General features: G+C 64.6%; 17 protein-coding genes. 8 read left to right on the top strand and 9 right to left on the bottom strand.

The window, feature by feature from the left end; translation table 11 throughout:
• Positions 1 to 157: 157 nt before the first annotated feature.
• Together NCR34_RS02835 and grpE are read right to left on the bottom strand one after the other, a co-directional pair.
• Complete coding sequence (locus tag NCR34_RS02835) at positions 158 to 553, bottom strand: thioredoxin family protein (RefSeq protein WP_175939503.1); 396 nt, start codon at positions 551 to 553, stop codon at positions 158 to 160.
• Positions 554 to 572: 19 nt separating this feature from the next.
• Complete coding sequence (gene grpE, locus NCR34_RS02830; RefSeq protein ID WP_248321242.1) at positions 573 to 1,175, bottom strand: nucleotide exchange factor GrpE; 603 nt, start codon at positions 1,173 to 1,175, stop codon at positions 573 to 575.
• 363 nt (positions 1,176 to 1,538) lie between these two features.
• Between grpE and NCR34_RS02825 the strand changes: the two genes are divergently transcribed.
• Complete coding sequence (locus NCR34_RS02825) at positions 1,539 to 1,700, top strand: hypothetical protein (protein ID WP_175939501.1); 162 nt, start codon at positions 1,539 to 1,541, stop codon at positions 1,698 to 1,700.
• Here NCR34_RS02825 and NCR34_RS02820 read toward each other — a convergent pair.
• From NCR34_RS02820 to hrcA, 3 genes are all read right to left on the bottom strand, one after another.
• The gene (locus NCR34_RS02820) at positions 1,672 to 2,079 is read right to left on the bottom strand and encodes an RNA-binding S4 domain-containing protein (protein ID WP_175939500.1); all 408 of its coding nucleotides are present in this window, start codon (positions 2,077 to 2,079) and stop codon (positions 1,672 to 1,674) included. The genes NCR34_RS02825 and NCR34_RS02820 overlap by 29 nt on opposite strands.
• A gap of 25 nt (positions 2,080 to 2,104) precedes the next feature.
• Positions 2,105 to 3,172 (bottom strand): ferrochelatase, encoded by a 1,068-nt coding sequence (gene hemH / locus NCR34_RS02815; protein ID WP_250499030.1) that lies wholly within the window; start codon positions 3,170 to 3,172, stop codon positions 2,105 to 2,107.
• A gap of 127 nt (positions 3,173 to 3,299) precedes the next feature.
• Positions 3,300 to 4,316 (bottom strand): heat-inducible transcriptional repressor HrcA, encoded by a 1,017-nt coding sequence (gene hrcA / locus NCR34_RS02810; protein ID WP_175939498.1) that lies wholly within the window; start codon positions 4,314 to 4,316, stop codon positions 3,300 to 3,302.
• Positions 4,317 to 4,502: 186 nt separating this feature from the next.
• Here hrcA and NCR34_RS02805 point away from each other — a divergent pair, with 186 nt between their 5' ends.
• The gene (locus NCR34_RS02805) at positions 4,503 to 5,396 is read left to right on the top strand and encodes an NAD kinase (protein WP_175939497.1); all 894 of its coding nucleotides are present in this window, start codon (positions 4,503 to 4,505) and stop codon (positions 5,394 to 5,396) included.
• A gap of 35 nt (positions 5,397 to 5,431) precedes the next feature.
• Positions 5,432 to 7,084 carry a DNA repair protein RecN gene (gene recN, locus NCR34_RS02800; protein WP_248321240.1) on the top strand — a complete coding sequence of 551 codons (1,653 nt, stop codon included), beginning with the start codon at positions 5,432 to 5,434 and terminating at the stop codon, positions 7,082 to 7,084.
• A 48-nt stretch (positions 7,085 to 7,132) separates the two neighbouring features.
• On the opposite strand, the gene glnE is transcribed toward recN, so the two are convergent.
• Positions 7,133 to 9,925: a bifunctional [glutamate--ammonia ligase]-adenylyl-L-tyrosine phosphorylase/[glutamate--ammonia-ligase] adenylyltransferase gene (gene glnE / locus NCR34_RS02795; protein ID WP_248321238.1), complete on the bottom strand. Its 2,793-nt coding sequence runs from the start codon at positions 9,923 to 9,925 to the stop codon at positions 7,133 to 7,135.
• Between the two features lie 198 nt (positions 9,926 to 10,123).
• Here glnE and NCR34_RS02790 point away from each other — a divergent pair, with 198 nt between their 5' ends.
• From NCR34_RS02790 to aroG, 4 genes are all read left to right on the top strand, one after another.
• Positions 10,124 to 14,401 carry a YhdP family phospholipid transporter gene (locus tag NCR34_RS02790; RefSeq protein ID WP_248321236.1) on the top strand — a complete coding sequence of 1,426 codons (4,278 nt, stop codon included), beginning with the start codon at positions 10,124 to 10,126 and terminating at the stop codon, positions 14,399 to 14,401.
• A 64-nt stretch (positions 14,402 to 14,465) separates the two neighbouring features.
• Positions 14,466 to 15,299: a carbon-nitrogen hydrolase family protein gene (locus tag NCR34_RS02785; RefSeq protein WP_248321234.1), complete on the top strand. Its 834-nt coding sequence runs from the start codon at positions 14,466 to 14,468 to the stop codon at positions 15,297 to 15,299.
• Between the two features lie 175 nt (positions 15,300 to 15,474).
• Entirely contained in the window at positions 15,475 to 16,941 is a 1,467-nt protein-coding gene (gene tldD / locus NCR34_RS02780; RefSeq protein ID WP_248321232.1) for a metalloprotease TldD, read from the top strand.
• Positions 16,942 to 17,268: 327 nt separating this feature from the next.
• On the top strand, positions 17,269 to 18,342 hold the full coding sequence (aroG, locus tag NCR34_RS02775; protein ID WP_250499249.1) for a 3-deoxy-7-phosphoheptulonate synthase AroG: 1,074 nt from the start codon (positions 17,269 to 17,271) through the stop codon (positions 18,340 to 18,342).
• 43 nt (positions 18,343 to 18,385) lie between these two features.
• On the opposite strand, the gene NCR34_RS02770 is transcribed toward aroG, so the two are convergent.
• The 3 genes from NCR34_RS02770 to NCR34_RS02760 form a co-directional block, all read right to left on the bottom strand.
• The gene (locus tag NCR34_RS02770) at positions 18,386 to 18,916 is read right to left on the bottom strand and encodes a hypothetical protein (protein ID WP_248321228.1); all 531 of its coding nucleotides are present in this window, start codon (positions 18,914 to 18,916) and stop codon (positions 18,386 to 18,388) included.
• Between the two features lie 60 nt (positions 18,917 to 18,976).
• Positions 18,977 to 19,210, bottom strand: a complete 234-nt coding sequence (locus NCR34_RS28315; protein ID WP_502800038.1) for a hypothetical protein — start codon at positions 19,208 to 19,210, stop codon at positions 18,977 to 18,979.
• Between the two features lie 435 nt (positions 19,211 to 19,645).
• Positions 19,646 to 20,200: a cob(I)yrinic acid a,c-diamide adenosyltransferase gene (locus tag NCR34_RS02760; RefSeq protein WP_248321224.1), complete on the bottom strand. Its 555-nt coding sequence runs from the start codon at positions 20,198 to 20,200 to the stop codon at positions 19,646 to 19,648.
• Between the two features lie 202 nt (positions 20,201 to 20,402).
• Here NCR34_RS02760 and NCR34_RS02755 point away from each other — a divergent pair, with 202 nt between their 5' ends.
• Positions 20,403 to 21,818 (top strand): FAD-binding oxidoreductase, encoded by a 1,416-nt coding sequence (locus tag NCR34_RS02755; protein WP_248321222.1) that lies wholly within the window; start codon positions 20,403 to 20,405, stop codon positions 21,816 to 21,818.
• Positions 21,819 to 21,868 lie beyond the last annotated feature (50 nt).

The raw sequence follows: 21,868 nt of genomic DNA, 5'->3' as shown, positions 1-21,868 counted from the left end.
TCGCTTTGGCGCTGCGGCCGGGGAACGCCGGCTTTTGCGGCCGATTCAACGGGCCGAACGCCCAAAATTCATACCTGTACGCAAGATAAGAGCGCCGATTTCGTTTTCAAGACCCTGAATGCAATGCGGTCTATAACTTTTTGCGCTCCGGCTCGCGTCATTCTTTTGCTGCCGCCGCGCGGATTTTCTCGCGCGCCGCCGCGACTGCCGCCTCGAACTGCGCAAGACCGTGCCAGCCGGTCGCGCGGCCGAGCCGCTTGCCGCGGTGAAAGAAGAACCACGTCGGCACGCCGTGCAACATGAAGCGGCGGCCTAGCTCCCGATGCTCGTACACATTGCTGTGAAACCACTTCAGTCCGAGCGCGCGAATGGCGTCGGGCTGCGCGAGCATCGCTTTTTTCGCGATCTCGCAGTTGAAGCAGTCGAGGCCCCAGAAAAACACGACGGCCAGTTCGTCGCCCGCCGACGCCAGCCCGCCGTCGAAGCCGGCGGCGTCCAGTTCCTGCATCTCGAAGACGGAGAAAGCGGTCGAATCGACGGGCACGTTGGCCATGATCGCGGACCTCGTGGGCTTACTTCGGCGCAGCGACGGTGACGAGCGCCGGACGCAGCACGCGATCGGCGATGATATAGCCCTTCTGCAGCACGGCAACGATGGTGTTCGGCTCCTGATCTGCCGGCACCATGGAAATAGCCTGATGACGATGCGGGTCGAACTTCTCGCCGACCGGATTCAGTGCGACGACGCGGCCCTTTTCCAGCGCGCCGGTCAACTGGCGCAGCGTCAGTTCGACGCCTTCGCGCACCTTGGCGAGGTCCGTCGACTGATCCGCCAGCGCGGCTTCGAGGCTGTCGAGCACCGGCAGCAGATTTTCGGCGAAGTTTTCGATGGCGAACTTGTGCGCCTTCGCCACGTCTTCCTGGCCGCGGCGGCGTACGTTTTCCGTTTCAGCCTTTGCCCGGAGGAATTCTTCCTGCAGCGCGGCTACGCGGGCCTGCGCTTCCGCCAGCGCGGTTTCAGTGGCGTTCGTGCTGTTCGTGGCGGCTTCCGGCGCAGCAGTGCCGTCTGCCGAGGCGGCCTGCGTGCCTGCCTGAGTGGAGTCGGCGGCCTGGCGCGCGTTTTCGTCGGCGGGCGTGGGGTTCTGGCTCGCTGAATTCTCTTGCGTGTTTTCCATGTCGCTGAGTGTCATTACCGTGATTGGATGGATCGGGAATGCCGCCGGCCATTGAGCGGCCGACGCGCTTCCTTGCGCTAGCTGCCGAAATTGGGGCAGCGGAAAAGTTTTCAAGGGTTTGTCAGATCAAAATTGAACGTCAGTGTGCCAGCCCGGGCGCGCGCGAAATAAGCGGTAACGGACGTTTCGCCGCATCGCGTAAATTGAGATTGAGGGAATCGAGCGGCTCACCTACACTTCGATCAAGCACCGCAGGACGCACGTTTACCCTAATCCTACGATTGCTTCAAACCGCTTACGCGTCGCCAATTTCCTGATCCTCGCGCGGTCGTCCAGCCGCCGTTCCCGTTTCCCGGGGGTACCATGAAACTGACCTTTGCCATCGCGGTGGTCGCCCTGGTACTCGTCGCGGGAACCACGACCATCTGCATGTCCGGCGCCCTGACCGCCCGCACCACCGAATACGGCGGCGTTCACGCGACGGTCGAAGAATTCTTCAATCCGAACCTGAAAATCTGTCGATGATGCGGCGGTCGCGCTTCGTCGGCCTGCCCTGCATGCCGGCGGCCGGCTCGCGAAACGTCTTGCGCCGTTCCGCTTCCGCGAGTCGCTTGGTCCGGCCTTCGTCCGTCTCGGCGTAGAGCGTCTGCGCCACGGGCGCGGGACCGCGCACGTCGCACAGGCCGAGCACCTGCACCTGCCACACGATCCGCTCGATATCGATCTCGACGATATCGCCCACGCGCACGTCCTTCGACGGCTTCACGTTCGCGCCGCCGATTCTCACGCGGCCTTTCTCCACTGCGTCGCTCGCGAGCGAGCGCGTCTTGAAGAAACGCGCGGCCCACAGCCATTTGTCGATGCGCAGGCGCGCGCCCGGTTCCGTCGTGATCTTGTAATTCATGGTGATTCTCGTGCGATGAGCGGTTTCAGTCCGCCACCGTCACCGGTTGCGTGGCCTGTACAGGCCATCCTTGCAGATGTTGTGCCGCGATCTCGCCTAACGCCTTGATCCACGCCGGCGACGCGTTCAGGCAGGCGATGCGGTGGAACTCCTTGCCGCCCGCCTGCAGAAATTCGTCGCGCACTTCGATGCCGATTTCCTCGATCGTTTCGAGGCAGTCCGCCGTGAAGCCGGGGCAGAACACGTCCACGCGCTTCACGCCGGCCGCGCCCAGTTCCGCGAGCGTCGGCGCGGTGTACGGCTGCAGCCACTCCGCGCGGCCGAAGCGCGACTGGAACGTCACGCGGCATTCCACCGGCGTGAGCCCCAGCGCGGAGGCGAGCAGCGAGCCGGTCAACTGGCATTGGTCGTGGTACGGGTCGCCGAGGTCCATGGTCCGCTTCGGCACACCGTGAAAACTCAGCACGAGCTTGTCGCCCGAGGCGAAGTCCGGCTGGCCGTGCAGCCGCCAGTATTCACGCACCTGCTCGGCGAGCGCCGCGATGTACGCGGGATGGTCCGCGTAATGGCGAATGGTGCGGATCTCCGGCTGATTGCGCACGCGCTTGAGCGCCGTGAAGGCGTCGTCGAAAGCGGTGGCCGTGGTCGACGACGAATACTGCGGATACATCGGCACGAGCAGAATGCGATCGGCGCCTTCCAGCTTCAGCTGATTCAGCATGGCGCCGATGCCCGGCGTGCCGTAGCGCATCGCGTAATCGACGATGACGTGATAATCGTTCGCCGCAAAAAGCCGCCGCAAGCCTTCGACCTGCCGCTCCGTATAAACGCGCAACGGCGAGCCTTCGGGCATCCACACCTGCGCGTATTTTTTTGCCGATGCCCGCCCGCGAAACGGCAGGATGATGCCGCGCAGAATGATTTGCCAGATGAACGAGGGAATTTCGACGACGCGCGGATCGCTCAGAAACTGCGCGAGATATTTGCGCACCGCTCGCGGCGTGGGCGCGTCCGGCGTGCCGAGATTGATCAGCAGCACCGCGACGCGATGCGAGGCGCTGGGCTGCGAGGGCAACTCGAGGTCGAAACGCATAGGGCAAGGCGGCCGAAAGTCATCGAAAGGTGACGGCCATTATAGCGGCGCGTTCCAGCACGCTGCATCGGCCGAACGGCCTAGTGGCGGCGCATTCGGCGGCGCGGCAAGATGCCGTGACGGGGCGCTATTGCTGGCTGAGCGACATCGACAGCAGGCGCGCCGTGATATCGACGATGGGAATCACGCGGTTGTAGGCCATGCGCGTCGGGCCGATCACGCCGAGCGTGCCGACGATCTTGCCGTTCACTTCGTACGGCGCGGTCACGACGCTCATCTCCTCGATCGGCACGAGGTTCGATTCCCCGCCGATGAAAATCTGCACGCCCTGTGCGTGACTCGATACATCCAGCAACTGCAGGAGGCTCGTCTTTTGGTCGAAGAGGTCGAAGAGTTTGCGCAGGCGCGCCATGTCGGACGAAAGGTCCGCGACTTCGAGCAGGTTGCGCTCGCCGGAAATCAGCACGGTCTCGCCGGGATCGGTCTCGGCCGTGCTCGCGACGACCGCCGCTTGCATCAGCGTGGTCATGTCGCCGCGCAACTGGTCGATTTCCTCGCGCAGCCGGCGGCGCACTTCGTCGAAGGACAGGCCCGCGAAATGCGCGTTGATGTAATTCGAGGCTTCCGTGAGTTGCGAGGGCGAGTAGTCGCGCTGCGTGGCCATCATGCGGTTCTGCACGTCGCCTTCCGGCGTCACGATGATGAGCAGAATGCGCTTGTCCGACAGCCGCATGAACTCGATCTGCTTGAACATGTGGCTGCGGCGCGGCGTGAGGATCACGCCTGCGAACGAGGACAGGCTGGACAGCACGCTCGCCGCCGCCGCGACGATCTTCTGCGGCTCCTCGCCTTGCAGACGCGTCTTGACGGCCGTGGTCATCGCCTCGTCCTGCGGGGCTTCGACCGTCAGCATGGTATCGACGAACAGGCGATAGCCGCGCGGCGTCGGAATGCGCCCCGCCGACGTATGCGGACTGGCGACGAGGCCGAGGTCCTCGAGGTCCGACATCACGTTGCGGATGGTGGCGGGACTCAGTTCGAGGCCGGAGTGACGTGATAACGTGCGCGAACCGACCGGCTGACCTTCGGCGATGTAACGCTCGATCAACGTTTTCAGGAGGGTTTGTGCACGTGGGTCTAGCATGGGCAAATTTTAACGCAACGTGTCAAAGCGCGGCGACGGCTGCCGCTGCGGGCTCGCGCCGTTTCGGGCTGCGTCCGGCGGCGCGCCGATCGTTCAATGTCCGCTCCATTCTAGCGACAAACCGGGGCTGCCTGAGACCGCGCGGCCCCGGTTCTTTTCGCCTTCCACCTATGGTGTAATGCCGGCATGGAAATTGGCCAATTCAAGACCGTCGCCCTGGTCGGGCGCACCAACACGCCCGGCATCGAGGCGCCGCTGCGATCACTCGCGGAGCACATTGCGAACCAGGGCTTCGACGTGGTGTTCGAAGCCGGCACCGCGAAGGATGTCGGCGTGACCGACTATCCCGCGCTGTCCATCGCGGAGATCGGCGCGCGGGCGGATGTCGCTGTCGTGCTCGGCGGCGACGGCACCATGCTCGGCGTCGGCCGTCAGCTCGCGCCGTACAGAACGCCGCTCATCGGCGTGAATCACGGGCGGCTCGGCTTCATCACGGACATTCCGCTCAAGGAAATGCGCGAACGCGTGCCGCAAATGCTCGCGGGGCAATTCGAGCGCGAGGAGCGCAGCCTGCTCGAAGCGCGCATCGTGCGCAACGACAAGCCGATCTATCACGCGCTCGCGTTCAACGACGTAGTCGTGAATCGCAGCGGCTTCTCGGGCATGGCGGAGCTGCGCGTCTCGGTGGACGGCCACTTCATGTACAACCAGCGCTCCGACGGGCTGATCGTCGCGACGCCGACCGGCTCCACGGCGTACGCACTGTCTTCCGCCGGGCCGATCCTGCATCCGCAACTGCAAGGCTTCGTGCTCGTGCCGATCGCCCCGCACTCGCTCTCGAATCGTCCGATCGTGCTGCCCGACGACTCCAAGGTCACCATCCAGATCATTGGCGGGCGCGACGTGAACGTGAACTTCGACATGCAGTCGTTCACCGCCGTCGAACTGAACGACGCCATCGAGGTGCGGCGCTCCCGGCACACCGTGCCCGTGCTGCATCCGGTCGGCTACAGCACGTACGCCACGCTGCGCAAGAAACTGCACTGGAACGAGCATCCTTCCCAGGACTCGTCTGTCTGACCGCACAACTAAGCCGAACCCTTCCCGAAGCGTCCATGCTCCGTCATCTCTCCATTCGAGACTTCGTCATCGTCGCCGCGCTCGACATCGAATTCGATTCGGGCTTCACGGTTTTTTCGGGTGAAACCGGCGCGGGCAAATCGATTCTGATCGACGCCCTCGCACTCACGCTCGGCGCGCGCGCCGACGCGAGCGTCGTGCGCACCGGCGAGCCGCGCGCGGACATCACCGCCGAGTTCGGCACGCACGCGCAAGTGGTTCGCTGGCTCGACGAGCACGCGCTTTCGCAAGACGGCGACACGGTAATGCTGCGCCGCGTGATCGATTCGAGCGGCCGCTCGCGCGCATTCATCAACGGCACGCCGGCGACGCTCACGCAATTGCGCGAAGTCGGCGAGATGCTCGTGGATATCCACGGCCAGCACGCGCATCAGTTATTGATGCGGCCCGACGCGCAGCGCGAGTTGTTCGATACGCATGCCGGTCTGGTCGATACGGCGGCCGCCGTGAATCGCGCGTGGCGGGCTTGGCGCGAAGCGCAGCAGGCCGTCGACGCCGCGCAAAGCCGCGACCGCGAACTGCAGCTGGAGCGCGAACGCCTCGCCTGGCAACTCAGCGAGTTCGACAAGCTCGCGCCGCAGCCCGGCGAATGGGAGGAAGTGAGCGCGGAGCATCATCGGCTGTCGCATTCGGCGAGTCTGATCGACGGCGTGCAGAACGCGCTCGGCGCGCTTTCCGAATCCGATGACGCGATGATCTCCCAGCTCGGCGCCATCATTTCGAAGCTGCGCGCTCTCGCCGACATCGACCCGGCGCTCAACGATGCGCTCGCCTCGCTCGAACCGGCCGAGATCCAGTTGCAGGAAGCGTCGTACTCGCTGTCGCACTATGCGCAGCGGCTGGAGCTCGATCCGGACCGGCTCGCGCAAGTCGAAAAGCGCATGGATCAGCTTCATTCGACGGCGCGCAAGTTCCGTCTTCAGCCCGAAGCCTTGCTGGAAGAACACGAAACGCGCCGCCGTCAGCTCGCCGCGCTCGACGCCGCCGCCGATCTCGACGCGCTGAACGCCGCCGCCGCGAAAGCGAAAGACGCGTACCTCGCCGAAGCGAACGTGCTTTCGAAGGCGCGCGCGAAGGCAGCGAAGTCGCTCTCGAAAGCGGTCACTGAAGGCATGCAGGAACTGTCGATGGCGGGCGGCAGCTTCGAAGTCGCGCTCGTGCCGCTCGCGGAAGGCGGCGCGAACGGGTTGGAGCAGATCGAGTTTCGCGTTGCCGGTCACGCTGGCGTCGCGTTGCGGCCGCTCGCGAAGGTCGCCTCGGGCGGCGAACTGGCGCGTATCAGCCTCGCGCTCGCGGTCATCGCGAGTACCGCGAGCCCGACGCCGACGCTCATTTTCGACGAAGTGGACACGGGCATCGGCGGCGGCGTCGCGGAAGTCGTCGGACGGCTACTGCATCAACTCGGGCGCGACCGTCAGGTGCTGTGCGTCACGCACTTGCCGCAAGTGGCCGCGCGCGGCGATCAGCATTTCCAGGTCGCGAAGTCGTCCGACGATGCCGGCGGCACCGTCAGCACCGTGACGCCTCTCGACAAGGCGAAGCGCGTCGAGGAAGTGGCGCGGATGCTCGGCGGTATCGAAATCACCGCGACGACGCGCAAGCACGCGAAGGAAATGCTGGCGGCGTGAGCGCGGCGGGCGACGGCGCCGCCCTTTCCGCGCCAACCGCCCGCCGCTTCACATGCCATCCCCAAACACGCGCCGCCACAGCCGTGTCACCGCTTCGCGCTCCGCGCGCACGACAGCCGGATCGACGCGCGCCTTCTCCATCCCATCGAGCCGCAGCGTGTGCTGGAGCTTGCGGTAATACCGGTACGCCGCGCCGATGGTCTCCGCATCGGGCTCCGAAATGAGGCCGCTCCGCGCCGCGATCTTCAAGAGCGTGATGTTCCCCGCGTTGCGCAGAAACTCGCGGTGCGTGCGCGTATGCAGCAACACCCAGTACTGCACGATGAATTCGATATCGACCATGCCGCCGCGATCGTGCTTCAGGTCGAACAGATCGCTGCGATTTGGATGCCCCGCCGCCACGCGTTCCCGCATCGCGACGATTTCGAGCGCGAGCGCCGCCGCATCGCGCTCCATCACCAGCACGTCGGCGCGGATCGCTTCGAACTGCGCGCCGATGTCGGCATCGCCCGCGCTGAACCGCGCCCGCGACAGCGCCTGATGCTCCCACACCCACGCGGTATTGGCCGCGTCGCCCTCGCGTAGCTGATAGCGGCGAAACGAATCGAGGCTCGTGACCAACAGCCCGGACTCGCCGTTCGGCCGCAGCCGCAGGTCCACGTCGAACAGCGTGCCCGCGCCCGTCGCCGCCGTCAGCCACGTAATCAAACGGCGCGCGAACATCGCGTAGATGTCGGAGGCGGCGTCGTCGGGGTCGTCGTAGAGAAAGATCAGATCGAGATCCGACGCGTAGCCCAGTTCCTTGCCGCCCAGCTTCCCATACGCGATGACCGAGAATTTCGGCGTCTCGCGATGCCGCTTCGGGAACTGCTTCCAGACGGTTTCGACGGTCACGTCGAGCACCGCGTCCGCGAGTTCGGACAAGCGGTCGCTCACGTGCTCGACCGTCAGCCGCCCGGCCAGATCCAGTAGCAGAATGCGGAACACTTCGGCCTGATGCGCGTGGCGCAGCAAGTCCATCTGATGCTCGGCGTCCTCCGCGGCGGCGAGACGCGCATTCAGCGCGCGCCGGAATTCGGGCCAGTCGAACGGGCTGGAAATGGCTTCGTCGTCGAGCAATTCGTCGAGCAATTGCGGATGACGGATCAGATAGCCCGCCGCCCAGCGCGACCCCGACAGCACCGAGAGCACGCGGTCGAGCGCCGCCGGATATTCGGTGAGCAACGCGAGGTACGCGCCGCGCTTCGCCGTCGCTTCGAGCAGATCGAAGAGACGCGCGATGGTGTCCACGCGGCGGGCCGCGTCGATGTTCTGCACGGCTTCCAGCGCGCGCTGCGCGACGATATCGAACCGGCCGCGGCTTTGTTCCGGCAGCCCGGCATAGCGCGACGAGTTCCAGACGCCCGTCAGCCGCGCGAGCACCGGCGCCGGGTCTGCGAAGCCCAATTCCATGAGACGCGCGGTGAGTTCGTCCTGCGCGGATTCGTCGGCGAGCGCGCTGCTCCAGATCCACGACGCCGCCGAATCGTCCGCCACGCCGCAGCCGCGCTCGCCGCTCACCTTGTCGGCGAAAATTGCGTCGAACTGCTGCTCGACGAATTCGCGATGCGCGTCGAGCTTCGCCATCAACGCGGCGTAATCCGCGAAGCCGAGCGACGACGCGAGCAGCGCGCGCTCGTCGTCGGCCACGGGCATGGCGTGCGTCTGCGCATCGTTGCGATATTGCAGACGATGCTCGACCGTGCGCAGGAAGAGATACGCGTCGGTGAGCGCATCGCGCACATTAGGCGCGATGAGCCCGTTGGCCGCCGCGCGTTCGAGCACGGCGAGCGTCGGCCGGATACGAAAATCCGCTGCCTGTCCGCCGCGAATCAACTGAAACACTTGCGCGCTGAACTCGATTTCGCGGATGCCGCCGCGCCCGAGCTTGATGTCGTCGGCCTTGTCGGGCCGCATGGACGCGCGCCGCCGCGCTTCCTGCCGAATCTGCTGATGCAGCGAGCGGATCGCCGCGATCACGCCGTAATCGAGATAGCGGCGGTAGACGAACGGCGTGGCGATCGCGTCGAGCTGCTTCGCGAGCCGTTGCGCGGACTCGCTTTCGCGCTCGGACACGAGCCGCGCCTTGATCCACGCGTAGCGCTCCCACTCGCGGCCCTGCACGTAAAAGTACTCTTCCAGCATGCCGAGACTGCACACAAGCGGCCCGGAATCGCCGTTCGGACGCAGCCGCATGTCGACGCGAAACACATAGCCGTCCTGCGTGATTTCCGCGAGCGCGCCGATCAGCCGCCGCCCGAGCCGCGTGAAGAATTCCTGCGTCGCGAGCGGCGCGCGCGTGCCGCCGGCGGTTTCGCCGTCGTCTTCGTAGACGAAGATCAGATCGATATCCGACGACGCGTTCAATTCGCGCCCGCCGAGCTTGCCCATGCCGACGACGCCGAGCGTGAGCCGCTCGCCGTTGGGCCCGCGCGGTTCGCCGAACAGCGTTTCGAGGTCCGCCGTCAGCACGGCGAGCGCGCGCTGGATAGTCACTTCGGCGAGATCGGTCATCGCGCCGGTGACTTCGGCGACATCGGCCGCGCCGCGCAGATCGCGCTCCATCACCGTGCAGAACACGTCCACGCGGAGGCGCCGCAGCGCCGTTTTGAGCGCGGCTTCGTCGAGCGCGCCGTTTGACGAAGCGCGCGCGCAGTGCGCGTCGAGACGCGCTTCGATCCACTCGCGCGTGACGGGCGACTGCGCCCACTCCGCCACGCTCGATGCCAATTCGGCGCGCGCGGCATACGCGCGGGCCGCATAAGTGGAGTAGCCGGAACTGCGCAGAGTCACATCGGTCATGAATGGTTAGGCTCGCAGGTTGCTTTGCGTCGAGTGTTTCGGTGCGCGGGCGGGCGTAGGCGGCGCGGCTCGAAAGGCTTGCGCGGCGGGCCTGCGCGGGCCGTCCGGCGCGCGCACGCCGCAGATACCCGCGCCTTGCCCTGTGTTACATTTCAGCGTCGAACACGCAAAACTACCATATCGCCGAACAGCCGCAGCATGTCCGACAGCAGACGATCCGTCGACCCGACCGAAGTTGGACAAGCCCAGCCCAGCGGCAACGCCGAGCGCGTTCTGTCGCGCGTTCTCAAAGTCGTTCTCGTCATCGCGGCCGTGCTGTATTTCGCGGTCGCGTGCATCTATCTCGGCCTGCGCTATGTCGTGCTGCCGCAGATCGATTCGTTCAGGCCGCGCATCGAGGAAGCCGTCTCCACGCGCATGCACGCGCAGTTGCGCATCGGCCGGCTGTCCGCGCGATGGACGGGCATGCAGCCGACCATCGACATCGACAATCTTCGCATCGACGCCGCCGACGGCTCGCCGGGGCTCGCGGTGCCGCACGCGAGCGCGAGTATCGCGTGGCGCTCGCTCGTGCAGCTCAAGCCGAAACTGGCGGATCTGACCGTCGATGGCCCCGACGTGATCGCCGCGCGCAACGCCAAAGGCGAAGTCACGGTCGCGGGCGTGACGATTCCGACGCATCGCACGGGCTCTAACGCGTTCACCACATGGCTGCTCGGACAAGAGCACATTCTGCTGCGCGACGGCACGCTGCGTTGGCGCGACGCCCAGCGCGGCGCGCCCGAGATCGCGTTCAAGCGGCTGCGGCTCACCGTGCTGAACGACGGCCTGCGTCATCGCGTGGCGCTTGCCGCCCCACCCGACGGCGAGGTGCTGCACGGTCCGCTCGACCTGCGCGCGGACTTTCGCCACGAGCCGTTCAGCGCGATGGGCGCGCCCGCGAACTGGACGGGCCGCGTGTACCTGTCGACCGGTCCGCTGGATCTGCCGACGCTCGGGCGCTACGTGAAGCTGCCGTTCGCCATCTACGATGGCCGCGTCGAAAACCGCATCTGGGTCAACTTCGCGCGCGGGGAGTTGCAGAGCGCGAACGGCGACCTCGCGGGCGGCAACATCGCGCTGCGCGTGCGGGCGACGCAGCCGCGACTCGATCTTCCGGTGGCGCGCTTCGGCTGGACCGTCGACAAGAAGGACGGCGCGTACACGCTCAATTTGTCCGACCTGCGCGCCGAACTCGGCCAGCCCGCGCTAGAAGACGGCACGCCGGTCGCGCGCCTCCTGACCTCGCGGACGCTCAGCGCAACGTATCGGCCGGCGGCGGTCAACGTCGGCCTGCTCTTTCGCGTGACGGGCGATGAAGCCGATCTCGGCATCCTCGCTGAATTCACGCGCGCGCTGCCGGTTCCGGCGCGCGTGCTGAACGAACTCGTGCGCTTCAATCCGCGCGGGCAGATCGCCAATTTCACGATCTACACGGAACGCGTGCCGCCGCGCAGCGAAGAAGAAGTGCAGCGCCAGCGCGAAAAAGGCGACGCGAAGCTGCTGCACTATGCGTTCAAGGGCGAGTTGCAGGGCATCAGCGTGCAGGCGCAGGAGCCGCCGCCGGGACTCACCGCGAACAATCACCCGCGCGCCGGCATTCCGGGAATCGAAAACCTGTGGGGCGCGGTCGACGCGAACGAGTCGCAAGGCACCATCAGCATCGATACGAAGAACGCGGCCGTGACGATTCCCGGCGCGTTCGACGACCCGCGCCTCATCTTCGATTCGCTGCAAGGCCACGCGAGCTGGACCGTCGCGGATGCCATCGCGCCGGGCGAACTGCGCCGCGCGTTCACCATTCATCTGGACACGCTGCGCGTGAAGAACGCCGATGCCGAAGGCGAAGTCACCGCCGCGTACTGGAATCAGGGCCACGGCCGCGGCAATCTCGACCTGAAGGCGAAGGTCGCGCATCTGAACGCGACGCACCTCGTGCGCTATCTGCCGACGAGCCTGAACGAGCGCGTGCGCGTCTACCTCGGCCACGCGTTGCAGGCGGGCGTCGCGCGCAACGCCACGCTGGAAGTGCACGGCGATCTCACGCGCTTTCCGTACGCGAAGTTTCCGGATGCCGGCGTGTTTCGCATCGAAGCGCCGTTCACCGGCGGCAAGTTCGATCCGACGCCGTTCCCGCCGCGCAAGATGGCCAACGGCTTGCCGAATTTCTGGCCGGCGTTTGAAGGCATCGACGGCACCTTCACGCTCGCGCAGAACAAGCTCGGCTTCGACATTCATCGCGGGCATTACAAGGGCGTCGCGGTGTCGCGCGTGATCGGACGTATCGACGATACGGGCAACCGCGAGACGAAGCTGTGGATCGACGGCCAGGCGCACGGGCCGCTCGCCGACATGCTGCAATACGTCGATAACAGCTCGCTCGGCCTGATGGCGAAGCACGCGACGCGCAAGCTCGACGCGAAGGGCAACGCGTCGCTCGCGCTCACGCTCGGCATTCCGCGTTACCGCCCGCCGCCGCCGCTGCCGCCGCTGCGCACGGAGTACAAAGGCTCGCTGACCTTCGCCGACAACGAGGTCGCGTATGCCAATCTGCCGCCGCTCACGCATTTGCGCGGCCGCGCCGACTTCGCGGCGAAGACCGTCACGCTCGATTCGCTCACGGCGCAACTGCTCGGCGGCGACGTGCGCGCGACCGGCGGCGTGCGGCCCGACGGCAGCTACGCGTTCGATGTGAACGGGCGCATCGGCACCGACGCCGCCGCGCGTTTCAACGGACGCATGACGCCGCAGGTGACGCAGCTTCTGACGCGCATCGATGGCGCCGCGCCGTACGAACTGCACGTGCGCGGCGCGAGGAACGCGCTGCCCGACGTGCAGGCGAAAGCGGATCTCACGGGCGTCGGCATCGACTTGCCCGCGCCGTTCGGCAAGGCGAAGGGCGCGCCGATGCCGTTCACGTTCAGCTTCGCGCCCGCGCCCGGCGCCGCGTCCGATCTGCACGACGCGCGGCTCACGCTCGGGCCGCTCGCGGCGCATTACCAGTTGCGGCGCATCGGCCGGGCGGAAGTGAAGATCGATCCGGAAAACCCGGCCGCGCCGATGAACATGCGCGCGACCTTGCAAGCCGTGCGCGGCGCGATCGCTGTGAACAAGCCCGCCGACTTGCCGGCAGAAGGCGTGACCGCCGACGTGGACCTAAAGACGCTCGACGCCGATGCATGGCGCAAGACATTCGCGGACGCCAACGCGAACGCCTCGCCTTCTGCGCCCTCCCCGCCCGCTTCGCCCATGAGCGACACCGCCCGCCAGTTCGTCCCGACGCTCGCCGCGCTGCACATCGGCACGCTGATGCTCCTCGACCGGCGCTGGGAGAACATTGCCATCGACGCGCGCGGGGAGTCGAGCGATCGCAAGTGGCTCGCGAACATCGCATCGGACCAGGTGACGGGCAGCGTCGCGTTCACGCCCGGCGCGGTCAAGGGCGGCCCCGGCGCGGTGCAGGCGCGGCTCGACAAGGTGGCGATTCCCGACAAGGCGGACAACGCGCCCGCCGAAAAAGCGATGAGCAAGCCGCCGCGCAACATGCCGTCCATCGACGTGATCGTGAATCAGCTCGTTCTGCGCGGCCGCGATCTCGGCCGGCTCGAAGTGGATGCGCACAACGAAGTCGTCGCCGATGAGCCGATCTGGACGCTCGACAAATTGCAGCTCGCCAATCCGGACGCGACCTTCACCGCGAACGCCATCTGGCGCGCGCTGCCGGGCGCGCAGCCGCCACGCGACGGCGATGCCACGCCCCGCCGCACGTCGGTCGATTTCAAGCTGGACGTGAACAACGGCGGGCAGTTCCTGGACCGCTTCGGCGTGCCACATTCAGTCAACGGCGCGACCGGTGCGGTATCCGGCCACGCGGGCTGGAACGGCGGTCCGACCGCGGTCGATCTGCCCACGCTCGACGGCACCGTGGCGGTCGATCTGCGGCACGGCCAGATTCTGCGGGCGCCGGCCGCCGCGAAGTGGCTCGGCATTCTGAGCCTGCGCAGCCTCGCCAATCTGCTCACGCTGCATTTCGAGGATGTGGTCGGCAAGGGGCTGCCGTTCGAGAAGCTCACGGGCAATGCGCGCATCGCGGACGGCACCGCCCGCACCGACGATCTTTCGATGATCACGCCGCCCGCCCGGGTGCAGGTGCACGGCTCGGTCGATCTGCCGAAGAAAACGCAGGATCTTCGCGTCAAGGTGATTCCGACCGTCGGCGCGGGCGCGGTGGCGCTCGGCGCGGCGGTGATCAATCCGCTGCTCGGTCTCGGCGCGCTCGCCGCTGACCTCGCGCTGTCGCAGTCGATCAAGAAAGCGTTCGCGGTCGACTATTTGATCACCGGATCGTGGACCAAGCCGGTCGTTCAGCGCCTGCATGGCGATCAGGGTAAGATCGAATCACCCGCTGCCGTCGCGCGTCCGTCAGCCGCTCAATAAATGCGAGTTGTCGTCGCAAGGCGCGCGGGCGGCGTCCCTCTTCGACCAACCCAGCGCCACGAACATGACCGAACAATCGAGCGAAAGCACCGTGCGGCCGTTCCCGGTCGCCGCGCTGCAAATGGTGAGCACGCCGGATCGCGACCGCAATCTGGCAGAGGCCGGGCGGCTCATCGCCGAGGCGGCGCAAGGCGGCGCGCAACTGGTGCTGCTGCCCGAGTACTTCTGCTTCATGGGTCTCAAGGACACCGACAAGCTCGCGATCCGCGAGACGCCCGGCGACGGCCCGATCCAGCAATTCCTCTCCGAGGCTGCGCGCAAACATGGCGTGTGGGTCATCGGCGGGACGCTACCGCTGAAGTCGCCGGAAGCGTCGCGCGTGCTGAACACGTCGCTCGTCTTCGGTCCGGACGGCGAGCAGGTCGCGCGCTACGACAAGATTCATCTGTTCAATTTCGAAAAGGGCGAGGAATCGTTCGACGAAGCGCGCAGCATCGTGCCCGGCGCGGACGTGCGGACCTTCGAAGCGCCATTCGGGCGCGTGGGCCTCTCCGTCTGCTACGACCTGCGCTTTCCCGAGCTGTACCGGAAGATGGGCGACTGCGCGCTGATGGTCGTGCCGTCCGCGTTCACGTACACCACCGGCCGTGCGCACTGGGAGACGCTGCTCAAGGCGCGGGCGATCGAGAACCAATGCTACGTGCTCGCCGCCGCGCAAGGCGGCAAGCACGAAAACGGCCGCCGCACATGGGGACATAGCATGCTGATCGACCCGTGGGGCGAGATCGTCGCCGTGCGCGAGGAAGGCGCGGGCGTCGTCGCGGGCGCGATCGATCCCGAGCGCATCGCGAACGTGCGGCAGAGTTTGCCGGCGTACCGGCATCGGGTGATCGCGTAGGCGTTCCTGCGCCACGTCCCGATGTCCCGACGTCGCGCTGACGCGCCGCATCTCGAAAATAGGCTTTTTGACGGCCTTGAACGCGCGGAAGTGGTCCCGCACATGGCCTGAACGACGCGGACAGTAGAATTGTCCGAATTCACCGAACACGCTGCATCAACGCAATAGGCACCGCATGAACATCATCGAACCCGGCATCCGCAACCTGGTCACGGCGAAGGACGTTCTCCTGACGCCGTACGGCCTCGACGAGGGTCTCATCACGCGCACGCTCGCGGAGATTTTCACGCATCGCGTCGATTACGCGGATCTGTACTTCCAGTCCACGCGCAGCGAAGCGTGGAGTCTGGAGGAAGGCATCGTCAAATCGGGCAGCTTCAGCATCGATCAGGGCGTCGGCGTGCGCGCCGTGTCGGGCGAGCGCACGGCTTTCGCCTATTCCGACGATCTTTCGCCCGAGTCCATCCGCCAGGCCGCGCTCGCCACGCGGGCGATCGCGAAGGCGGGCGGCGGCAAGCACAAGATCAAGCCGGCGAGCACGCTCACGGGCGTCTCGGGCCGCGATCTATACGTGCCCGCCGATCCGCTCCATTCACTCGATGCCAACGCGAAGGTCAGGCTGCTGGAGCGCGTCGAACAGATGGCGCGCGGGCGCGATCCGCGCATCACGCAAGTGATGGCGGGGCTCGCGGGCGAATACGACGTCGTGCTCGTCGCGCGCAGCGACGGCGCGCTGGCGGCGGACGTGCGGCCGCTCGTGCGCGTCTCGGTGACGGTGATCGCCGAGCAGAACGGCCGGCGCGAGATCGGCACGGGCGGCGGCGGCGGACGCTTCGACTACGGTTACTTCACGGACGATATTCTGTCGAAGTACGTCGACGACGCCGTGCATGCCGCGCTCGTCAACCTGGAAGCGCGCCCTGCCCCGGCCGGCGCGATGACGGTCGTGCTCGGGCCGGGCTGGCCCGGCGTGCTGTTGCACGAGGCGGTCGGACACGGGCTGGAGGGCGATTTCAACCGCAAGGGATCGTCGGCGTTCGCGGGCCGCATCGGCGAGCAGGTGGCGGCGAAGGGCGTGACGGTGGTGGATGACGGCACGCTGCCGAATCGCCGCGGGTCGCTGAATATCGACGACGAAGGCAACCCGACGCAGTGCACGACGCTGATCGAAGACGGCATTCTGAAGGGCTACATTCAGGATTCGCTCAACGCGCGCCTGATGAAGATGCCGGTGACCGGCAACGCGCGCCGCGAGTCGTACGCCGCGCTGCCGATGCCGCGCATGACGAACACGTACATGCTCAACGGCGACAAGGACCCGCAGGAGATTCTCGCGTCGGTGAAAAACGGCCTGTACGCGGTCAATTTCGGCGGCGGTCAGGTGGATATCACCAATGGCAAGTTTGTGTTCTCGGCGTCCGAGGCGTACATGATCGAGGACGGCAAGATCACATACCCGGTGAAGGGCGCGACGCTGATCGGCAGCGGTCCGGAATCGCTCAAATACGTGACGATGATCGGCAACGACATGTCGCTCGACAGCGGCGTGGGGGTGTGCGGCAAGGAAGGCCAGAGCGTGCCGGTCGGCGTCGGTCAGCCGACGTTGCGTATCGAGAAGATGACGGTGGGTGGCACGATTTGATGCAGTTTTGCCGCATCGGCGGTGGCGCGATCGGAATCGTTCGAAGCCGCCGATGCGGATTTCCCGCGTTCGACGCGCGGCCGCTTGTCAGCGCCGCCCGTTTGAGGTTATAAAGACGGTCACCCTTTTGCAATGCGCCCTGTGCTCACCATGTCCGCCAAGTTTTATTTTTATTTCTTTTGGCATCTCAAGCCGCTGGCGGATCGAGAGGGGTGAGTCGTAGGTTGCAGATACGCAAAACCGAATTCCCGAAAAACCGCCAGAGAGTCTGGCGGTTTTTTTTTGCCTTCCATTTTTTGCTCAGAACATTGCCGTTGGAGAATCGCCATGCCCCCGCACAATACCGATGACGTTCGTATCCGTGAGTTGAAGGAACTCGTCCCGCCCGCGCATTTGATCCGCGAATTTCCCTGCACGGAGCCGGTGTCCGATCTCATCTTCAACGCGCGGCAATCGATGCATCGCATTCTGCATGGCATGGATGACCGGTTGATCGTCATCATCGGGCCGTGTTCGATTCACGATCCGAAGGCGGCGCTGGAATATGCGGGGCGCTTGATCGAGCAGCGCAAGCGGTTCGCGGGCGAACTGGAAATCGTGATGCGCGTGTATTTCGAAAAACCGCGCACGACGGTGGGCTGGAAAGGGCTGATCAACGATCCGTATATGGATAACAGCTTCAAGATCAACGACGGATTGCGTGCCGCGCGGGAATTGCTCATGCATATCAACGAGCTTGGGTTGCCCGCGGGGACGGAATATCTCGACATGATCAGCCCGCAGTACATCGCGGATTTGATCTCCTGGGGCGCGATCGGCGCGCGGACGACCGAATCGCAAGTGCATCGGGAACTGGCTTCGGGGCTTTCGTGTCCGGTCGGATTCAAGAACGGCACGGACGGCAACGTGAAAATCGCGGTGGATGCGATCAAGGCCGCTTCGCAGCCGCACCATTTTCTTTCTGTGACGAAGGGCGGGCATTCGGCGATTGTTTCGACCGCTGGGAATGAGGACTGCCATATCATTTTGCGCGGTGGCAAGACGCCAAACTTCGATGCGGCTTCCGTGGATGCGGCTTGCAGCGATATCGGCAAGGCGGGATTAGCGGCGCGCTTGATGATCGACGCCAGCCATGCGAATAGCTCGAAGAAGCATGAGAATCAGATTCCGGTTTGCGCGGATATCGGGCGTCAGTTGGCCGCTGGCGATGAGCGGATCGTCGGCGTGATGGTGGAATCGCATCTTGTCGCCGGGCGGCAGGATTTGAAGGAAGGGTGCGAGCTTACTTACGGGCAAAGCGTTACTGATGCTTGTATTGGGTGGGAGGAGAGCGTCGGGGTGCTCGAGGGATTGGCGGAAGCGGTCAAACAGCGGCGGGTCAAGAGGGGCCACCCGAGATAACGGTCACACCTCATGAAGAGCCGCGAGCGTGCCCCTCCGGTGTTTATTCGGAGGCGCCCTCTCGATGTGCGATCTGGCGCAGGCCTCGCCAGTCGATGAAAGGTCCCAGCCTTGAGAGCTGACTGTCGTCGATGTAGCGGCCGGGCAACTCAGCGCGGCAGTGATCGACATATTTCATGATCGCAGCGAAGGTTTGTTCGTTGGTCGACTTCTCGTCAATGTTACGTTCTACAGCCAATTTCCAGGTTTGGAACTCGAACTGCTTTTTTCTGGTCTTTCTGATGCGCCGATGACCGACACAGTAATACTCGCCTCTCACTTGACTTCCGAGAAAATGAAGCCGAATATAGCCAATGATCTCGTTGAAGAGCCAACATCCTCCAAAAGATCTCTCGAGATGAAATGTAGCATTGGCAAGATGATCTGCATGACTCTTCCCACGTAACGGCCATCTGTCGCTATGCTCAGCGCCGGGCGAAGAAAGGACGCGATCGATGAACTCGGCCCTATCACGATAGTAGCGTTGCTCATCCACGCGATAGACTGGCAAGTCAAGCAGATAAAGGTTCAACATTTCTGGGCAACGCGCTCACTAGAGAATTTGACGCACTCACGCCGGGTCAGTGCTGACTTGTCAGATCGGCACCTGCTCAAACACTTTTATGGCGTGGGCGAGACGACAAGCAAAAATTTCGCGGCACACCACGATCGATCCGAGTTGCTTTTCGTATTCGACTAGCCTCTGAAACTCGGATAACCGATATTGGATTGCGAACTCATGACTTCCCGCATCTCGCTCGAGCCAAACAACTCGCTTCATAACCCAATCGCGAGCCCCGCCATAAGCCTGTTCGCGAAGCTTTTCCATGCGAGCGTGCGGGTCGTCTCTGCTATAGCCAATCTTCACGTATCCCGTCGATTCGGAGTGCGCAAGATAAACAAAGCCCGAATCGGAGCTTCTGAGCTGAAATGCTATTTTCGAGGTGTCGCATTGGATGCAATGCCCTGCCTTAGTGCGCAATGTATGCCCACCCTTCGCGCACTCTGAACCACCATAGAAAAATTTTTTTGCAGTTCGCGCATCGCTGTCTCGCGCGCTTTCTTAGATAGTCCGGACGCATCGAAAAGCAATGACTCTGGGATTCGATGCAGCCTTAAGAAGGAAATCTGCTCTTTGGTTAGTTCTGCCAATCTAATCGGTCTCCATTTTTCCGAGAGCTCGCACAGTTCGGAGAAAAGGTAGCGCATCACCGTATTTCCCGCAACCGCTTCCTCAAAATTCTTCAAAAATTCTTGACTGTCCTCAATCTAAAGTATGCTTCCATAATACGTCGACGCCCCCATCCGCCCGATTCAAAACCCGCGCCAACACGAACAACAAATCCGACAACCGATTAACATACCTTCTAGGCGCGTCATTAACCGCATCGACTTCAATACGCCCCAAAGCAACAATCGCCCGCTCCGCCCTTCGACACACCGTGCGGCAAACATGCGCCAAAGCCGCCGCTCTCGACCCGCCCGGCAAAATAAACTCCTTAAGCGGCGGCAAAGTCGAGTTGTAATCCGCGAGCCACGCATCCAACCGCGCTAAATGCGAATCCGAGATCATCGAATGTCCCGGAATAGACAATTCGCCGCCCAGATCGAACAAATCGTTCTGAATCTGCGTGAGCGCATTACGCACATCCGGCGGTAAAGCCTCGCACAACAACACGCCCAACGAAGAATTCAGTTCATCGACATCGCCGATCGCCGCAATGCGCGCATCGTCTTTCGAAACGCGGCGGCCATCGCCGAGTCCGGTGGTGCCATCGTCGCCGGTGCGCGTCGCGATCTTGCTGAGGCGGTTACCCATCACTGCTCCTTTGTCATTCAAATGCGCCAAAAATCTGCCGAAGCATTATAGGCAGCGCCCCTCGCTTCCCCCCCGACGCCGCGCGCCGCGAGCGTCCCGCGCGTAGAATAAGACAGCATTTCGGCGCCCTGCCGTGCAACCGCCAAACAGCACGCACGCCGCCCGAAGCACGAAATCGACAAAAAATCCGCCGGAGACGCCCGTGAATCACCCCGCCTTGCCGCATGCCATCCGCCGGCCGTTTCCCGCCGCCCTGCTCGACGCGCTCAAGCAACACTTCGCTGAGCGCGTCAGCACGAGCCAGGCCGTGCGCGAACATCACGGCCGCGACGAATCCCCGTTCGATCCGCAATTGCCCGACGCCGTCGTGTTCGCGCGCAGCACGGAAGAGGTGCAGGCCATCGTCCGGCTGTGCGCCGAGCACGATGTGCCGATCATCCCGTACGGCAACGGATCCTCGCTCGAAGGGCATCTGCTCGCGGTGCAAGGCGGCGTCTCGATCGACTTGTCCGAAATGAACCGCGTCGTCTCGATCAACGCCGAAGACCTCACCGCCACCGTGCAGCCCGGCATTTCCCGCAAGCAGCTGAACGAAGCGCTGAAGGACACCGGCCTCTTCTTTCCGATCGATCCCGGCGCGGACGCGAGCATCGGCGGCATGTCGGCGACGCGCGCCTCGGGCACCAACGCCGTGCGCTACGGCTCGATGCGCGAAAACGTCCTCGCGCTGACCGTCGTGCTGGCCGACGGCCGCGTCATCCATACCGGCACGCGCGCGCGCAAATCGTCGGCGGGTTACGACTTGACGCGGCTTTTCGTCGGCTCCGAAGGCACGCTCGGCGTCATCACCGAAATCACGGTGCGGCTCTATCCGCAGCCCGAAGCCATCTCCGCGGCCGTCTGCGCGTTCCCGTCGATGGGCGACGCCGTGCGCGCCGTCATCGAAACGATCCAGATGGGCGTGCCGATCGCCCGCGTCGAGTTCGTCGACAAGCTCGCGGTGCGGGCCATCAATCGACATTCGAATCTGACGCTGCGCGAATCGCCGATGCTGTTCTTCGAATTCCACGGCACCGAAGCGGGCGTGAAGGAACAGGCGCAGACCGTGCAGGAGATTACGGCGCAAAACCACGGCACCGACTTCGAATGGGCGACGCGTCCCGAAGACCGCAGCCGCCTCTGGACCGCGCGCCACAACGCCTATTTCGCGATGCTGCAACTGAAGCCCGGCTGCCGCGCCGTGACCACCGACGTCTGCGTGCCGATCTCGCGTCTGGCCGAATGCGTCGAAGAGACGGAGAAGGACCTGCTCGGCTCGTCGCTGCCCTGCCCGATCGTCGGACACGTCGGCGACGGCAATTTTCATGTCGCAATGCTGCTCGATCCCGCGAAGCCCGAGGAACGCGACGAAGCAGAGCGCCTGAACCGGCGCATCGTCGAGCGCGCGCTGAAAGTCGGCGGAACGTGCACGGGCGAGCACGGCGTCGGGCTGCACAAGATGGACTTCATGCTCGACGAGCACGGCGAAGACGGCATCGACGTGATGCGGTCCATCAAGCACGCGCTCGATCCGAAGAACCTGATGAATCCGGGCAAGATCTTCGCGTTCACGCGTTAAGCAACGCCGCCGCATCCCGCGCGCCCGGTGGACGAAGAAGCCACGAGCGC

It is taken from the genome of Caballeronia sp. GAWG1-5s-s (assembly GCF_023631445.1).
Lineage (GTDB): Bacteria > Pseudomonadota > Gammaproteobacteria > Burkholderiales > Burkholderiaceae > Caballeronia.
The sequence above is the reverse complement of the archived record's forward strand: the minus strand, read 5'-3'. Positions and strand labels throughout refer to the sequence as shown.

Coding starts and splice junctions, on each gene's coding strand:
- NCR34_RS02835 (WP_175939503.1), bottom strand. CDS start 553: ATGGCCAACGTGCCCGTCGATTCGACCGCTTTCTCCGTCTTCGAGATG.
- NCR34_RS02820 (WP_175939500.1), bottom strand. CDS start 2,079: ATGAATTACAAGATCACGACGGAACCGGGCGCGCGCCTGCGCATCGAC.
- recN (WP_248321240.1), top strand. CDS start 5,432: ATGCTCCGTCATCTCTCCATTCGAGACTTCGTCATCGTCGCCGCGCTC.
- NCR34_RS02825 (WP_175939501.1), top strand. CDS start 1,539: ATGAAACTGACCTTTGCCATCGCGGTGGTCGCCCTGGTACTCGTCGCG.
- hrcA (WP_175939498.1), bottom strand. CDS start 4,316: ATGCTAGACCCACGTGCACAAACCCTCCTGAAAACGTTGATCGAGCGT.
- aroG (WP_250499249.1), top strand. CDS start 17,269: ATGCCCCCGCACAATACCGATGACGTTCGTATCCGTGAGTTGAAGGAA.
- NCR34_RS02790 (WP_248321236.1), top strand. CDS start 10,124: ATGTCCGACAGCAGACGATCCGTCGACCCGACCGAAGTTGGACAAGCC.
- NCR34_RS02805 (WP_175939497.1), top strand. CDS start 4,503: ATGGAAATTGGCCAATTCAAGACCGTCGCCCTGGTCGGGCGCACCAAC.
- tldD (WP_248321232.1), top strand. CDS start 15,475: ATGAACATCATCGAACCCGGCATCCGCAACCTGGTCACGGCGAAGGAC.
- NCR34_RS02785 (WP_248321234.1), top strand. CDS start 14,466: ATGACCGAACAATCGAGCGAAAGCACCGTGCGGCCGTTCCCGGTCGCC.
- glnE (WP_248321238.1), bottom strand. CDS start 9,925: ATGACCGATGTGACTCTGCGCAGTTCCGGCTACTCCACTTATGCGGCC.
- NCR34_RS02760 (WP_248321224.1), bottom strand. CDS start 20,200: ATGGGTAACCGCCTCAGCAAGATCGCGACGCGCACCGGCGACGATGGC.
- grpE (WP_248321242.1), bottom strand. CDS start 1,175: ATGGAAAACACGCAAGAGAATTCAGCGAGCCAGAACCCCACGCCCGCC.
- NCR34_RS02770 (WP_248321228.1), bottom strand. CDS start 18,916: ATGTTGAACCTTTATCTGCTTGACTTGCCAGTCTATCGCGTGGATGAG.
- NCR34_RS28315 (WP_502800038.1), bottom strand. CDS start 19,210: ATGGAAAAGCTTCGCGAACAGGCTTATGGCGGGGCTCGCGATTGGGTT.
- hemH (WP_250499030.1), bottom strand. CDS start 3,172: ATGCGTTTCGACCTCGAGTTGCCCTCGCAGCCCAGCGCCTCGCATCGC.